This window comes from Winogradskyella sp. ABM4_392, assembly GCF_056160445.1.
The window spans coordinates 421,853-437,531 of the sequence record NZ_JBSWXE010000002.1 but is presented as its reverse complement, the minus strand read 5'-3'; the positions used below and the strand labels follow the sequence as shown (position 1 = coordinate 437,531).

General features: G+C 33.2%; 10 protein-coding genes. 9 read left to right on the top strand and 1 reads right to left on the bottom strand.

The features are described 5' to 3' along the window. The first annotated feature begins 44 nt into the window (after window positions 1–44). Both tilS and ade read left to right on the top strand, forming a co-directional pair. The gene (gene tilS, locus ACXAFS_RS08080) at window positions 45–1,376 is read left to right on the top strand and encodes a tRNA lysidine(34) synthetase TilS (RefSeq protein WP_475306299.1); all 1,332 of its coding nucleotides are present in this window, start codon (window positions 45–47) and stop codon (window positions 1,374–1,376) included. A 38-nt stretch (window positions 1,377–1,414) separates the two neighbouring features. After that, window positions 1,415–3,067 carry an adenine deaminase gene (ade, locus tag ACXAFS_RS08075; protein WP_475306416.1) on the top strand — a complete coding sequence of 551 codons (1,653 nt, stop codon included), beginning with the start codon at window positions 1,415–1,417 and terminating at the stop codon, window positions 3,065–3,067. A gap of 9 nt (window positions 3,068–3,076) precedes the next feature. Here ade and ACXAFS_RS08070 read toward each other — a convergent pair whose 3' ends face one another. Further along, a complete protein-coding gene (locus ACXAFS_RS08070) occupies window positions 3,077–3,268 on the bottom strand; it encodes a hypothetical protein (protein ID WP_475306298.1) in 192 nt (63 codons plus the stop codon). Between the two features lie 160 nt (window positions 3,269–3,428). Here ACXAFS_RS08070 and ACXAFS_RS08065 point away from each other — a divergent pair, with 160 nt between their 5' ends. The 7 genes from ACXAFS_RS08065 (at window position 3,429) to ACXAFS_RS08035 (ending at window position 15,636) form a co-directional block, all read left to right on the top strand. After that, complete coding sequence (locus ACXAFS_RS08065; RefSeq protein WP_475306297.1) at window positions 3,429–5,321, top strand: CocE/NonD family hydrolase; 1,893 nt, start codon at window positions 3,429–3,431, stop codon at window positions 5,319–5,321. A 152-nt stretch (window positions 5,322–5,473) separates the two neighbouring features. After that, entirely contained in the window at window positions 5,474–6,436 is a 963-nt protein-coding gene (locus tag ACXAFS_RS08060; RefSeq protein WP_475306296.1) for a YheT family hydrolase, read from the top strand. 78 nt (window positions 6,437–6,514) lie between these two features. After that, window positions 6,515–9,193, top strand: coding sequence for a hypothetical protein (locus tag ACXAFS_RS08055; protein ID WP_475306295.1), 2,679 nt, complete (start codon window positions 6,515–6,517; stop codon window positions 9,191–9,193). A gap of 9 nt (window positions 9,194–9,202) precedes the next feature. Continuing rightward, a complete protein-coding gene (locus ACXAFS_RS08050; protein ID WP_475306294.1) occupies window positions 9,203–9,799 on the top strand; it encodes an N-acetylmuramoyl-L-alanine amidase in 597 nt (198 codons plus the stop codon). A 78-nt stretch (window positions 9,800–9,877) separates the two neighbouring features. Beyond that, the gene (locus tag ACXAFS_RS08045) at window positions 9,878–11,416 is read left to right on the top strand and encodes a YifB family Mg chelatase-like AAA ATPase (RefSeq protein ID WP_475306293.1); all 1,539 of its coding nucleotides are present in this window, start codon (window positions 9,878–9,880) and stop codon (window positions 11,414–11,416) included. Window positions 11,417–11,443: 27 nt separating this feature from the next. Continuing rightward, window positions 11,444–14,239, top strand: a complete 2,796-nt coding sequence (locus tag ACXAFS_RS08040) for a hypothetical protein (protein ID WP_475306292.1) — start codon at window positions 11,444–11,446, stop codon at window positions 14,237–14,239. A gap of 116 nt (window positions 14,240–14,355) precedes the next feature. Then, the gene (locus ACXAFS_RS08035; protein ID WP_475306291.1) at window positions 14,356–15,636 is read left to right on the top strand and encodes an LVIVD repeat-containing protein; all 1,281 of its coding nucleotides are present in this window, start codon (window positions 14,356–14,358) and stop codon (window positions 15,634–15,636) included. Window positions 15,637–15,679: the final 43 nt, after the last annotated feature.

Genomic DNA, 15,679 nt, shown 5'->3' with positions numbered 1-15,679 from the left:
TTTTAACTAATGGTAAGCGCAGTACATTATTGTATCTTTACGCTATGTTTAGTGCGTTTTCATCTCATATTAATAATCGTTTTTCGTTTTTGAAAAATGCCAAATCTGTCATTGCCATTTCTGGAGGTATTGACAGTGTGGTGCTTGCACATTTGTGTCACAAACTCAATTTTAATTTTGCTTTAGCACATTGCAATTTTAATTTAAGAGGAAAGGAAAGCGATGCAGATGAAGCCTTTGTTTTAGAATTAGGAGAGCAATTAGATGTTGAAGTTTTTATTCAGAATTTTGATACGGAAGTCTATGCTGAAGAAAACAAATGTTCTATTCAGATGGCAGCACGTGAGTTACGATATGATTGGTTTTCTGAATTAGCGCAACAGCTAAACTTCGATTACATCTTAACTGCGCATCACGCAGATGATAATCTCGAAACCTTTTTAATTAACTTCACCAGAGGCACAGGACTTAACGGTTTAACAGGAATTCCCGAATTGAATGGAAACATTGCTAGACCCTTATTGCCATTTTCGAGGGAAACGATAGAAGCATACGCCAAAAGTGAAAACATTACTTGGAGAGAGGATAGTAGTAATTCTTCGAGAAAATATCTAAGAAACAAACTGCGTCACGATGTGGTGCCGATTCTTAAGGAAATTAATCCAAATGTTTTAGATAGTTTTCAGAATACTTTATCAAACCTCAAGGAAACCGAAACTATGGTTAGCCAAACTATTCATGGTTTTTTGGGTAGAGCAATAGCTAAAGTTGAAGGCAATACTGTAACCTATAATATTTCAGAATTTAAAAATCAAAATAATCCTAAAGCATTCTTATACGAAGTTTTCAAAAACTGTGGTTTTACCGAATGGAACGACGTTGCAAGTTTATTAGATGCCGAAACAGGAAAGTACATAGCTTCTAATACACATAAACTCACTAAACATCGTGAATTTCTAATTCTAACAAACTGTCATTCTGAACTTGTTTCAGAATCTCAAGACTCACTTAGCTTTTCAAAATCTGATATTGAAAAAGATAAAGTTAAAACACCAATTGGCATATTACTTTTTGATGAAGCAAATACCATAAAAGACAATTCGAAAACTGAAATCTACGTAGATGCAGTTAAGCTCAAAGATCCCTTAGAACTTAGAAAATGGCAAACCGGAGATATTTTTCATCCTATTGGTATGAAAGGAAAGAAGAAAGTAAGTAAATACCTAAAAGATGAAAAGTTAACACCAATTGAAAAAGAGAGTACTTGGGTTTTAATATCAGAAAATAAAATAGTTTGGGTTGTTGGAAGAAGAGCAGATGACCGTTTTAAGGTGACAAGCCAAACCAAGAAAATTTTAAAAATAGAATTAAAATAATGCTGTCATTCCTGCGTATGCAGGAATCCATTTATAATATGACATTAAAAGGAAACATCGTAGATATCCAAAATCGCAGTATCTACAAGGGAGAAATCACCATAGAAAATGGTAAGATTAAATCAATTGAAAAAAAAGACTGTGACGAAAACCACTATATCTTGCCAGGCTTTGTAGATGCACATATTCATATTGAAAGCTCTATGTTAGTGCCAAGTGAGTTTGCGAAAGTTGCTGTAAAACATGGTACAGTGGCTACAGTTTCCGATCCACATGAAATAGCCAATGTGCTTGGTGTAAAAGGTGTGGAATTTATGATAGAAAACGGGAAACAAACGCCTTTTAAATTCAATTTTGGTGCACCAAGTTGTGTGCCTGCTACAAGTTTTGAATCGGCTGGAGCTGTTATAGATTCCGATGACATAAAAAACTTAATGGCAAATCCAGATATTAAGTATCTCGCGGAAATGATGAACTATCCAGGAGTCATTTACGACGATGCTGAAGTTTTAAAAAAGATAGAATGGGCAAAATATTACAACAAGCCTATAGATGGTCATGCACCAGGTTTGCGAGGTGAGGATCTAACCAAATATATTTCTGCAGGTATTTCCACTGACCATGAGTGTTTTACCTATGACGAAGGCTTAGAGAAACTTCAAAAAGGCATGAAAGTAATCATTAGAGAAGGTAGTGCAGCCAAAAATTTTGAAGCATTGATAGACTTGCTAGATAATCATTATCAAAACATGATGTTCTGTAGTGATGATAAGCATCCAGATGATTTGTTGGTTGGCCATATTAATCAACTTTGTGCAAGAGCAGTTGCAAAAGGCAATGACATTTTTAAAGTTCTTCAAGCTGCTTGTGTTAATCCTGTTAAGCATTACAATTTAGATGTCGGCTTGTTGCAAGTTGGAGATACAGCAGATTGTATTGTGGTTGAAGATTTAACCGAATTTAAAACCCTTCAAACGTATATTAATGGCGAATTGGTTTATGATAAAGGTGAATCTAAAATAGAACATGTCAATTTCGTTATACTCAATAATTTTAATACTGAAAAGAAACAAACCTCAGATTTTCTAATTCAATCTAAAAAATCTAATCTGTCTAACGAATCTAACCCATCTAAAATTAGAGTTATAGAATGTTTAGACGGAGAATTGGTTACCAATCAAATCATTGAAAATACCACAGTTATAGATGGCAATCTTGTTTCAAATACAGAAAACGACATCTTAAAAATGACTGTCGTTAATCGTTATCAAAACGATAAACCAGCGATAGCATTTATAAAGAATTTTGGACTTAAAGAAGGTGCGATTGCAAGTTCTGTTGGTCATGATTCTCATAATATTATTGCGGTTGGAGTATCTGATGATGCCATTTGCAAAGCTGTTAATCTGTTAATTGAAAATGAAGGAGGTATTTGTGCAGTAAGTAATACAGAGCAAAAAGTAGTCGCATTGCCTGTTGCTGGTATTATGAGCGATAAAGATGCCGAAACTATTGGAAAACAGTATTCAGAATTAGATAAAATGGGTAAAGAACTAGGTAGCAAACTTCACGCACCATATATGAGCTTGTCATTTATGGCATTGTTAGTAATTCCATCTTTAAAACTGAGTGATAAAGGACTGTTTGATGGAGGTGAGTTTGAGTTTACGGATTTACAGGTTAGTTTGTAAGTTGTATTTTTATTCTGTAAGGTTTTTATAGATTGTAATTATACCTCCAACGAAAATTAATGATCCACCTATAATCATTAATTCTTTATTGTCTATTTTACCATCACCATCTTCATCACCCAATATAAAAGTACAAGTTAGTATTAAGGCAACACCAATATAAATCAAATAATCTGCAATTTTATAAATTCTATTTTTCATTATTAGTTTCTTTTATATCCAAATATAAGTGTGTTTATCTTTTATACTATTTTTTTGACTAAAATACCTTTTTCTAAGTTTAGTTTATTGATGATATTTAACAAAATCTTACAAAACAAATCTATTATCTTTAAACTTTCAAAAAAGATCCAGCCAAATTATGATTAAGAATTTCACACTTGTTTTAGTACTATTTATTGCATTCGTAAGTTGTAAAGAAGAAAAACACCAGGCACTCGAACATCCTGAAACTGAAAAAGCAGAAGATACTTTTGTAAAGGATAATTATGCCAAAAAAGAGGTCATGATTACCATGAGAGATGGTATTAAGTTACATACAACAATCTATTCACCAAAAGATACGTCCAAGACTTACCCAATCTTAATGATGCGTACTCCTTACAGCTGTAGACCTTATGGAGAAGATGAATACAGAAGTAAGATAGGACCAAATAAATACCTTATGGTAGAAGGTAATATCATGGTGTATCAAGATGTTCGTGGTCGATGGAATAGTGAAGGAGTTTATGATAATATGCGAGCTTATATTCCAAATAAAACAGGAACACAAACCGATGAAGCCAGTGATACTTACGATACCATTGAATGGTTAATTAATAATGTTGAAAATAACAATGGCAAGGTTGGTACATATGGTATTTCGTATCCAGGATTTTATACCACGTATTCATTGTTAGATGCGCATCCAGCTTTAAAAGCAGCATCTCCACAAGCATGTATTGGAGATTTCTTTTTTGATGATTTTATTCATAATGGTGCGTATTTGTTAAGTTATTGGCGAGCAACGTCTGTTTTTGGTTATATGAAAGATACACCAACAACAGAGTCTTGGTACGAATTCCCAGATATAGGTACCGAAGATCAGCATCAGTTTTTCTTAGACAACATGCCTTTGAGTAAATTGAATAAATTTTACGACAGCACCAATGTGTTTATGGAACAATTAAAAACACATGTTACTTACGATGATTTTTGGAAAAGTAGAGGTATAATTCAGCATTTAAAGGATATAAAGCCAGCAACAATGATAGTAGGTGGTCAATTTGATGCTGAAGATTTATATGGTCCTTATAATACATATGAAAGCATTGAAAACAATAGTGATAATTACAACACTGTAGTTTTCGGACCTTGGAGTCATGGAGATTGGGCAAGAACTAAAGAGCGTCAAGTTGTGGGTAATATTCACTTTGGAGATGGTATTTCAGACTATTTTCAAAAAGAAATTGAAACAAAATTCTTTAATCATTTCTTAAAAGGTGAAGGAGATGGGAAAACTGGATTGCCAGAAGCACATATGTTTAATACTGGTACAAAATCATGGCAATCTTTTGAAAGTTGGCCACCACAAAATACTGTTAAAGAAAGTTACTTTTTACAACCATACGAGCACTTAACGCAGCGAGCTACTAGAAACATCGCAACTTCAGATTTTATAAGCGATCCAAAGAAACCAGTGCCTTACACTGAAGATATTAAAGTTGGGTTTACACCAAGAAAATTCATGACAGACGATCAACGTTTTGCATCAAGACGCCCTGATGTCTTAACGTTTGAAACCGAAGTTTTAGAAAATGATATTACGCTTGCAGGTGATATTTTAGCGAAACTAAATGTGTCCACAACAGGTACAGCAGCCGATTGGATTGTAAAGGTTATTGATGTTTATCCTGCGGATACTAAACCAGAAGAAGGTACTGATGACGTTCAAGATCATTTAAAGTTGAGTAATTACCACATGATGGTACGTAGTGAAGTGTTAAGAGGTCGTTTTAGAAATAGTATGGAAACACCTGAGCCTTTCGTACCAAACAAAAAGACAGCAGTAAATATTAAGTTGCAAGATGTGTTTCACACGTTTAAAAAAGGACATAAAATTCAGGTGCAAGTACAGAGTACATTCTTTCCTTACATAGATGCGAATCCTCAGACCTATGTGGATAATATTTTTGAAGCCAAAGAATCAGATTTTAAAGTGCAAACGCACAAGGTGTTTAATGATTCGTCTATAGAGTTTACGGTTTTAAAGTAGTACTATCGTCACTTCGAGTGATTTTGAGGCACGAAAAATTGTATCGAGAAGTTTTTGATTAATAAAGTTTCAGATGGTTCTCGATACTAATTTTACACTCATAAAAGTGTAAAATTCACTCGAACTGACGAAATAATTACAGATTTTAGAAAATGCCAATAATAGAATCCACATACAAACCACCATTTTGGGCAAAGAAAAGCTTTGTGTCTACGGTGTTTTCAGGATTAGCCAGAACAGTGAATGGAGTGGCGCAAACTAGAGAACGTATTGAGTTAGAGGATGGAGATTTTATAGATTTGGATTGGAGTTATGCTCAACAATCATCAGACAAAGTAATTATTCTCTTGCATGGTTTAGAAGGTAATGCGCAACGACCATATATTACAGGATCAGTAAAATTATTCATTGAAAATGGAGTAGATGCTTGTGCTGTAAATTTTAGAGGTTGTAGTGGTGAGCCTAATCGTTTGTACAGAAGTTACCATTCTGGTGCTACGGAAGATTTGGAAGCGGTTATAAATCATATTTTAGAGAAAGACAAGTACAGCGAAATCTATATAAAAGGCATCAGCCTTGGTGCTAATATGGCTTTAAAATATGCAGGTGAGCGAGAACAATTACCAAAAGCACTAAAAGGTATTGTTGCTGTGTCCTCTCCATGCTATCTAAAAGGGTCGTGTGATGCCTTGATGAGTTTAAGAAATAAACACTATGCAATCAGGTTTTTGGCACATCTCAAAGACAAATTAAAGCCTAAGTTAAAACAGTTCCCTCAAGACATTTCAGTAGCAGATTTTAACTCAATTAATACCTTAGTGGATTTTGATGATGTCTACACGTCTAAAGCTCACGGATTTAAGAATGCCTTAGATTATTATGAACAATCTAGTAGTTTACAGTATTTGCCAAGCATTAACATTCCGACTTTAATTATCAATTCGCTTAACGATTCATTTTTGTCTGCTGAATGCTATCCTGTAAAAGACGCTAAAAATAATCCAAATATCTATTTAGAAATGCCAAAATATGGAGGGCATGTTGGTTTTATTGATAAAAAGAATGTGTATTACAATGAAAGACGCGCTTTGGATTTTGTTACAGAGTATGCTTAACTTTTTTTTGTAACTTACACATATCAAACCCTAAGACTTAAAAATAGTTCTTGTTGACTACAAACTAATTTTTAAGCCATGTCCGAAAATCAATCTACAGAGGTAAATCAGCCTCAGAAAGAAGAGCATACCAGTTATCCACCAATTGAGTTTATCAATAATGTAGTCATTGGTTTTGATAGGTTTCTGAAGTCTTCATATCTCAGCATTACTTTTATTGTTATTATCCTATTGTTAGTGCAGTCCTTAGATCAAGCTAATACATTATTAGTAGATATGATTGAAAAAGACAAGTTATCCTTGGTCTTATGCTTTGCGGTTATATCCTTTTTTGCGGCAGTTTTGTCTCATTATCCAATATATATTTATTATTCAAAAGATATTAATAATAGTAAGGATGTCCACTCATGGTATGCCTATAAATTATGGCTCAATTATTACATCTTTACTTATAAACGCTTAGATGATGATTATGAACAGGACTATAAGGCTAAATTTTTTAGGCAAGTATTAGGGCTGGTTATATTCTCAATTTGGCATTACTACATTTATCAAACATTTTATCCGAAGTTTGCTGTAACACTAGAAATTATTGGTGCTACAAAGTATTTGACCTTCGCTTTGGCTATCGTGCCAGTAGTGAGTCTCATTGTTCTGTTATATATGCTTAATAGGTATCAAACAGGAAAAAGAAACGCAAAAAACATTAATAAAACCTTGTACGATAGTATTGATGATAAACGTAAGAAGTTTACAAAAAGAGGTGCTTTTTCGCTTTTAGTCTTAATGGTCGTGGTGATTTTGGCTGCAATTTTAACCTTAGCATTACTAAAATTTAATTTACAAGGTTATTGGCTATTGCAAATAATGACATTTTTAATCACAATGCTTTATGTTTTGTTTCGAGTGTTTAGGGTGTATGTTATCTCCTATAAATTTAAGTTTTATCATATTAGCAATAGTGTAGGTTATTTAAGGTTTTATTTGGTTGTTTTCTTAGTGCTTGTTGCACATTTGGTTTATTCCAATTTAGCGGTTTACTTTAATTTTTGGTTGGCTAATGCGATGTTCATTTTATTATCCTGCTTCTTTATTATCTATTACATTCTAGCCTGTTCATTGAAGTACTATTTTGTTTTAGATGTACTAAAAGATCAGAAGGAATACTTACTAAAAGTAAGAACCAAGAAGCCCAAAATTACTTCTGCAGGCTATTTAAATAACTCAATGCTCATAAAGAAAGAGAATCGAGAGAAACTTTTAAATTTAGATGATCAAAAGACGTTTGCAGAGCGAAGACGTCGTATTTCATCTGTTTTAACCATTCTGTTTTTAATCATTGTTGCTATATCATTAAATGCAGAAAAAAGCACTCATGAACTTGAAGTGTTTAACACCAATGGAGAAGCCTGTGAAACTATCGACGAGACAAAGAATTCTGTTAAAATGGATGCTTTTAAATCCAAAATTTTAGAGAATGTACCAGAAAATGAATCCATGTTGTTCGTAGCTGCTCATGGTGGTGGACTAAAAGCAAATATTTGGACCATGAAAGTGCTTAACGAAATTCAGAAAAAGTCAGAAGGTCAATTCTTTAATCAATCCGTTTCTCTGTCAGGAGCTTCAGGAGGCATGATGGGATTATCATTATACTCTGTTTTAAGCGGTAAATATCCAAATGACTTTAATGCTATTGCAGTTGACATAGATTCTGTGGCCTGTGAAAATTTTGCTTCAAGAGATGTTGCATTTACATTCGGTTACGATTTTGTAAGAAAGTTTGCGCCGTTTCATTTGTTGGGCAAATATAGAGATCGCTCATACTATGCCATGGCTCACTATAGGAATGTTCTAGAAGATAAAACCTCAATGACTCTAAGTAACACATCATTTAATACCTATTGGAAAGAAAATATATACGATACTAACAATAAATATTTCCCTTCGTTAATTGTTAACACAGCAAAAACTAATGGTAAGCGAGGCGTGTTTTATTCTATAGATTATGAAGGTGATATATTTTCAAATTCAGATAAATTATCACAGCTCAATGATGGTCATATTGCATTTTATGAAGCAGTATCGTCAACCAATAGATTTCCTGCTTTAAGTCCTGCAGCCAAGATAAAAGGCTATGGTCATTACATAGATGCAGGAGCTATAGACAACAGTGGACTTTTAAGTTCTTTGGATTTGTATACCTACTTTCAGAAAGACAACAGATTTAATAATAGAAAGAAGGTTTTTGTCGAAATTCTCAACGGAAAGAGTAGCTATATATGGTATCTCATCAAAGAGTTTGAAAAAACTATGAAAGCCAATGGAAAAACCTATGCAGAGCACATTTTTATTGATGAAATAGAACAAGACAATATAGTTGCAGATATTAAAACAGGTTTAAATCTTGATAAGATACCAAACTATTTAAGCGATATGTTAGAAGGTTGGCAAGACGATGGAATGATTACATACGTTCCTGTTTATCTGCCATTTCGTGTTATGATTAATGATGTAGAAGACTTTATTGGTGGTGATATTGAATGTGACACATTAAGAGGTGAATTAGAAGAGTTTTTAGACATTCAAAATAAAAGATTGGATGAAGATTTAAATGATACAGGTTCCGTTTGGAGTACTTATGAGCCTACTTTGGCAAGACATCTTAGTAAGAGTACTATCAAATATTATGATAATACTATAAAAGGTAAGATTATGTCTGAACAGATAAATAAAGTTTTAAAGTTGTTGAAAAAATAATTTATAAATATGATAGTACTTTTAGATAACGGTCATGGTGGTCTCATAAATGGAGAATATACCACACCAGGTAAGCGCAAGGATTGGGACGCAGACGGTATTATTTACGAAGGTGAATTTAACAGAGCCATTGTTGGTGGTATCATTGAGCAATTAACAGTGTTAAACATAAATTATGTAAATATTGCTCCAGAATATCGCGATGTACGATTAGAAACACGTGTCAATCGCGCTAATAAATATCCTGTAAGAAAAAGTTTTTATTTAAGTATTCATAGTAATGCTGGTGGAGGACATGGTAGTGAAATATTCACTTCACCTGGAAATACCAAAAGCGATAAGATAGCAACTATTTTTGGTGAAGCGTTTAAAGAAAAATTCCCTGACCGAAAACTACGAACAGACTTCTCTGATGGTGATTTAGACAAAGAAAGACGCTTCTATGTGTTGACCAAAACCAAAATGCCAGCCATCTTAACCGAAAGCTTCTTTATGGATAACTTAGACGAGTTTAAAACAATCCTAAATACAAGAAAAGGTCGGCAAAAAATTGTGGATTATCATGTAAAAGCAATTATTAGAGCTAGAGATGAAATTTTTGGATAATACTGAGTTATTGTTTTTCACTTAAAAACTTTTAGGATGTTTTTATAATTTTCCTACATTTAAGCAAATCAATTCTTTATGCTCAAAAAAGTTTTTGGAAGTGCCGTTTTTGGTGTTGAAGCTACAACGATTACAGTTGAAGTCAATGTAGATAAAGGTGTAGGTTATCATTTAGTAGGACTTCCAGATAATGCCATAAAAGAGAGCAATTACCGTATTGCGGCAGCTTTGCAAAATAACGGTTACAGAATTCCAGGAAAGAAGATTACTATTAACATGGCTCCAGCCGATTTGCGCAAAGAAGGTTCGGCTTATGACCTTACTTTAGCTGTGGGAATTCTAGCTGCATCTAACCAAATTAAAGCAGAAAATTTAGACGAGTATCTCATTATGGGAGAATTGTCTTTAGATGGAAGTTTACAACCTATTAAAGGCGCGTTGCCAATTGCAGTAAAGGCGAGAGAAGAAGGTTTTAAAGGTTTTATTTTGCCAAGCCAGAATGCCAAAGAAGCAGCAATTGTAAATGATCTTAAGGTTTATGGTGTGGATAATATTAAGCAGGTTATTAATCATTTTGATAAAGATGAAACCTTAGAGCAAACCATCATCAATACACGAGAGGAGTTTTATAAAAACCTAGATTTTCCTGAGTTTGATTTTGCAGACGTCAAAGGCCAAGAAAGCATAAAACGCTGTATGGAAATTGCAGCAGCAGGTGGTCATAATATTATTCTTATCGGTCCACCAGGATCTGGTAAAACGATGTTGGCAAAGCGTTTGCCAAGTATTTTGCCACCAATGACCTTGCATGAAGCGTTGGAAACTACCAAGATTCATTCAGTTGTAGGTAGAGTGAAAGATCATACTGGTTTAATGGCGCAACGACCTTTTAGAAGTCCACATCATACCATTAGTAATGTGGCCTTAGTCGGAGGCGGTAGTTATCCACAACCAGGTGAAATCTCATTATCTCACAACGGAGTTTTATTTTTAGATGAGTTACCAGAATTTAAACGAGAAGTCTTAGAGGTAATGCGTCAACCCTTGGAAGATAGAGAAGTGACTATTTCTAGAGCAAAATTTACGGTTACTTATCCAAGTTCGTTTATGTTGGTTGCAAGTATGAATCCAAGTCCAGGTGGTTACTTTAATGATCCTGATGCACCTGTAACGTCTAGTCCTGCGGAAATGCAACGCTATATGAGCAAAATTTCGGGACCATTATTAGATCGTATAGATATTCATATTGAAGTGACTCCAGTGCCTTTTGAAAAACTTTCTGATGACCGAAAAGGTGAATCTTCCGTAGATATTAGAAAACGTGTTACCGCAGCCAGAGAATTACAAACCAAACGCTTTGAAGCTTTAGAAAACGTACATTATAATGCACAAATGAATACGAAGCAAATACGTGAGTATTGCAAGTTAGATGACGCTTCTTTAGAGCTTTTAAAGTCTGCTATGGAGCGACTAAATCTTTCTGCAAGAGCATACGATAGAATCTTAAAAGTATCTAGAACCATTGCCGATTTAGAAGGCTCAAATGATGTTACTGGAGCGCATATTAGCGAAGCTATTCAGTATCGAAGTTTGGATAGAGAAGGATGGTTAGGATAAAATATTAAACCCAAAGTATCATTTTAAATGAAAATCAAAAAGTATTACATTTTTGTTTTAGTGTGCATGTTTTCAGTTTTTGGGAATGCACAAATTATTGAAGAAGTCGTGGTAGAATCTCCAGAGATGAGTCTGGTAAAAATTCCTACACCAGACTTAAGTCTCAGAACACCACCAACACATCAATATGTAAATGATACACTCTGGTATAGTTATGATTGGACAATCCTAGAGGATAAAAAATTAGCACATTATTACAGAACAAAACCAAAAAAAAGTGATGATTTATTCCTCATAGAAGATTATTATCTAGATGGTACACTTCAAATGTCAGGGACCTTTATTGACTTTGATGGTAACATAAAGCATGGTGAGATCCATTACTTTCATCCTAATGGCGCATTAGAGTATATTGCTTATTATGGAAACGATAAGTTCCTCGAAATTGATAGATTCGACAATAATCTTAATGTTATTGAGGTAAAAAATAGTTATATCAATTTTAACCTTCCAGATGATATAGAAAAGAAGACGATTAAAGAATCAGAATCTGACTTTTCATTTAAAGATTTATTTAATGTAGAGAAACAGATTATGGCAGATCTTAATATTGATGAATCGGTCTACAAAACCAAGCAAGAGGGCAACAAAATAACTACCACTGAACTCAAAACCGGCAAGGTGGTTTCTACATTGTATACTGAGAACAGTACCATCACAGACGGATTTTTAAATTTATATTCGGGAAGTCGGCTTATAGCTGATGTGAAGCGAAATAAGGAAAGCAATGCTTTTGAATATCATATTTATCATAAAAATGGGAATATTTTTCTGGTTACGGAGATTGAAACTGGAGCGTCAAAATATTTTTCCGCTGATGGTAAATTAATAGCAGAAAACGATGGTAATTCAGGATCATTTATATTAGGTGTTGATGCGACTGCTGTCTTAGGGTTTAGTTATGTAAAACCAATAGAAGAAGGGCAAAGCTTCGTGATAACATATCTCGAAGATGGTAAAATATTGCATACTAATCAATATTACAGTTATGGTGTACCATATAGACTCTATGACGAGAAATCAGGATTCACAAGAGAATATAAAGAGGATGGCACCATAATAAGTGAATATATTAATCCAGACCCAAGTAATATTTATGGCTTTGGCTTAGAAGACAAGCTTACTGATGGTTATAGAAGTTCTTTATACAAATCTAAACGCCTTAAAAGAAAGGCATATTTTAAACCAACTACTAAAACAGTTGAGTATTATAGAGATGATGAAAGCGAATCATTAGATTACAAAGAGTTTTTTAAGAAGGATGATGTTGATGATTCTTATTTCTTTCCTCACCAGATCATAAATTACAACAAAGATGGTGTTAAGATATTTGAAGCCCAATTAGACGATTCAGACGAGTATACCTCTGTAAACTACGACGATAATGGTAAAAAGATCGGAGAATTTAAATGTGATACCTATGGTTCTAGTTTGTCGATTTATCCAACGCGTGGTAGAAATCAAGATGGTTACATCACAAAATCCTTGACTACGGATAGTTATGAAATGTTTAAATCTCCCCAGTATGAAGATATAAATGTCGATATGAAATTCGAAGTTGAGTATGATGAGGAAGTTAAAAAGAAAGAGTTTTTGTCTATAAATAACATAGTATTTAAAGATTTTGATTGGAACGGTGAAAGTACATTTTACGATCCCATAGAGGGTAAGCATGTAACATGTGTATATAAAGAGGGTAAACCTTTTTCTGGTCATATCGTAAACTACGATGTGTCTGCTTATTCAATAGAGCTAGAGACTATTGAAAAATATAGTAACGGTGAATTATGGTACAAAGCTGAATATAAAAGCGAGTATTTAAAAGGTACTTATATCGATACAAAAACAGAAATCATTGATGGTGATGAAATAATTACCAGATACTTAAGTGGAGTTGCTTATAGATATAATAAGACTAAAAAAGACGGGAGATATTTGGGAAGTCGTTGGGGAAATAAGAAAATTTTAGAAAATAATATATATTATCCTCTTGGCGCCGATTTATGCATTATTGAGTTTAAAGATGGAATACTTTTGAATGTAGAGAATTATAAAAAAAGATTTTTTAATAAAGCAGGAAAAGAAACACCTAATACCGAACATTATTTGTTAGCCAATAAACTAATTTATGATAATGGGAGTTTAGAACGCATAGAATCCTATTACGATCCTGATCACATGTTTAAAAATTTACGGAATAAAATGATATTACAATTCCGTGATGAGATGCCTTATGATGGAGAATTATTAATTGAGAACTTTTCAGGGAAACAATACTATAGAGTAAGAAAAGGTGAGGTAGTGCAGAAACTATTAAGCGATTATAAGGGATTTTATGAAATAACACCAGAAAAAATAACAACTAAGACTTTAAGAGACAAATACGATGCTAGTAATATTAGCTATACTGATTACATTCAAAAAATAGATTTTTTAAAAGAAGACTACAGTTATGACTATACAGCGATTGGACCTGATAAAAATGAGCATAAATCAGAATTTGATGGTATAAAAATGAAGAGTGGTGTTTTTTATTTTGAAAAGACTTTTGATGGAGTTTACACTCTAATTGTTAAAGATGACATTTTGTATATGGTAGATAAGTATATAGATCCATCATTGTTTAGAACGTCACAAGCTATTAAGCAAATCCCAATATCTAGTTCAAAAGAAGAGTTTGAAGAGTTTTATGATTTATATGATTCAACAGAGTTAATGTTTATTGATGAAGATAATAGTTTAGAATTAAACTTTACAGATTAATTAGTTTCGTTATATTAATAGTGGTAATAAATTTTTCACGGAGAAGCTCGAGAGATTATTTTTTAAAATCACTGCAACCTTTTGTGTTTTTTTCATCTTATAAGAAAACCAATATTATGAAGCATAAGATTTTACCTTTAGTTCTTTTTGTTACAGTGTGTTTGCAATTAACCAATTGTAACAATGATGATGAGGGATTATTAGATCCTGTTACTGTAACAATTCCTGTTATAAAATCTAAATCAGAATTTAGAAATTCAATAGCAGTTACAGATGCGCAGCCCACAAATTCTGATGGAAAAATATATGTTTATGCAGATTTGTTGTTCTATATAGCACAAAACTCAGGTATACATATCTTTAACAATCAAAATCCTGCTTCACCTATAAATTTAGCATTTATTCAGTTAGAAGGTGTTAATGATATTTCTGTAAAGAACGATATTCTTTATGCAGATAATTATATGGACTTAGTGGTTTTTGATATTAGTAATGTGTCAAACATTCAATTGGTTAATACAGAAGAAGATATGTTGCCGTTTTATGCAGACTTTCCTAGTGATGTGTCTTACTTTTTAAGTGGTGAGTATTCAACTTCAGAAGATGAGTTTATTGCAGGATACACTACAGTAGAAATGGAAAGAACAGTTGTAGAAAACGATCCAAATATCTATAACATTAATGACGATATTTTTTGGGGATGGGAAAATTTTGATGGAGCTGTTTTATCAAATGAAGTAGGTGTTGGAGGCTCTTATGCCAAATTTCAAATTTTCAATAATGCCTTGTATACTATCAACGATTATTCATTATTAACTTTTGATATCAGTAATTATAATGCTATAACTCAGGTTTCAGAAACCTGGATGGAAGGCTGGTTTGGAGGTGCTGTGTTAGAGACTACCTTTATCAGAAAAGATTACATGTTTATTGGTGCTACAAACGGAATGCATATCGTTGGACTTCAGGATGAATTTAATCCAGCCTATACATCGTCATTTTTGCACGCAACAGGTTGCGATCCTGTGGTTGTAGAGGAAAATACAGCTTACATTACAGTGAGAGGTGGCAATAGTTGTGGTGCTATAGACGATCAGGTAAATGTTATCGATGTTTCTGATATTACATCTCCAGTAGAGTATTCTACTTACTTTTTATCAAGCCCTTATGGTTTAGGAATAAAAGATAATATTCTCTACGTCTGTAATGATGATGGTATTAATGTGTTTAATGCTGCAAATCCAAGTAACATAATTTTAGAAAACACTTATAATGTAGATTCAAAAGATGTTATACCACTTTCGTCACATCTTATCTCTGTTGGAGAAAATGTAATTCACCAATTTAATTATACAGATAACTTCGGGTTGGAGCTAATAGGAACTGTTCAGTTCTAGAACAAAATATGTTTCTTTTGTTCTAATGCTCTTAATATGAAAT